The following is a 1,404-nucleotide window of genomic DNA, read 5'->3' as shown; positions in this document are numbered from 1 at the left end:
GCCTGCATGAAGTCGGAATCGCTAGTAATCGCGGATCAGCATGCCGCGGTGAATACGTTCCCGGGCCTTGTACACACCGCCCGTCACACCACGAGAGTTTACAACACCCGAAGTCGGTGAGGTAACCGCAAGGAGCCAGCCGCCGAAGGTGGGGTAGATGATTGGGGTGAAGTCGTAACAAGGTATCCGTACCGGAAGGTGCGGATGGATCACCTCCTTTCTAGGGAGATTTGGTTGCTCACGCAACATTCGCTGTTCAGTTTTGAGGGAGCATGAAGCTGTTGTTCTCCGCAACAACCATTTGGGCCTATAGCTCAGTTGGTCAGAGCGCACGCCTGATAAGCGTGAGGTCGGCTGTTCGAGTCAGCCTAGGCCCACCATATTTGCAACATCTGGGGCTGTAGCTCAGTTGGGAGAGCGCCTGCCTTGCAAGCAGGAGGTCATCGGTTCGATCCCGTTCAGCTCCACCATTTTTACCAACTTGACGACTTGCTTTTGTCGAGTCGGTATGGTAGATTGAATATCCTGGTCGGCTAGAAGCGTCTCGTCCTGAGACAACGCCGACACCCGCACATCCATGTGCATGGTCTGGTGACGATGGCGGAGGGGACACACCCGTTCCCATTCCGAACACGGCCGTTAAGCCCTCCAGCGCCGATGGTACTTGTCCCGAAGGGGACCGGGAGAGTAGGACGTTGCCAGGCGGGCAATCCTCGCGGATTGCTTAACATCACTTGTTCCTTGAAAACTGGATAACGCAAGAATTGCTAAGGATTTTAACTGATGTAGTACGTTAGTGCTTACACCAATTGTGGTTAAGTTACTAAGGGCACACGGTGGATGCCTTGGCGCTAGGAGCCGAAGAAGGACGCAGCGAACTGCGATAAGCCTCGGGGAGCGGTAAGCACGCATTGATCCGGGGATCTCCGAATGGGGCAACCCACCATCCGTAATGGGATGGTATCCGTACCTGAATCCATAGGGTATGTGAAGGCACACCCGGTGAACTGAAACATCTAAGTAGCCGGAGGAGAAGAAAACAACAGTGATTCCCCTAGTAGTGGCGAGCGAACGGGGAAGAGCCTAAACCGTCAGGTTTACCTGGCGGGGTCGTGGGGCGTCTCACATGGAGTTACAAAAGACGCGCGTAGGTGAACGGTCTGGGAAGGCCGACCAGAGAGCGTGACAGTCGCGTAACCCAAACGCGCGTCTCTCCGAGACGGACCCCGAGTAGCACGGGACACGTGAAATCCCGTGTGAATCTGGCAGGACCATCTGCTAAGGCTAAATACTCCCTAGCGACCGATAGCGAACCAGTACCGTGAGGGAAAGGTGAAAAGCACCCCGGGAGGGGAGTGAAAGAGTACCTGAAACCGTGTGCTTACAAATAGTCGGAGCCCGTTT

Annotated in this window: 2 tRNA genes and 3 rRNA genes; all 5 read left to right on the top strand. The window is 55.1% G+C overall.

What is annotated here, in order from left to right:
- Window positions 1-220 (top strand): 16S ribosomal RNA (locus tag G3578_RS20585); the annotation flags it as partial.
- Between the two features lie 83 nt (window positions 221-303).
- A tRNA-Ile gene (locus tag G3578_RS20580) sits at window positions 304-380 on the top strand.
- A gap of 14 nt (window positions 381-394) precedes the next feature.
- Window positions 395-470: transfer RNA gene (locus tag G3578_RS20575), tRNA-Ala, on the top strand.
- Between the two features lie 117 nt (window positions 471-587).
- Window positions 588-704 (top strand): 5S ribosomal RNA (gene rrf / locus G3578_RS20570).
- A 109-nt stretch (window positions 705-813) separates the two neighbouring features.
- Window positions 814-1,404: ribosomal RNA gene (locus G3578_RS20565) — 23S ribosomal RNA — on the top strand; the annotation flags it as partial.

The organism is Brevibacillus sp. SYP-B805 (assembly GCF_011059135.1).
GTDB lineage: Bacteria > Bacillota > Bacilli > Brevibacillales > Brevibacillaceae > Brevibacillus_F.
This window is presented reverse-complemented; position numbering and strand designations above follow the sequence as displayed.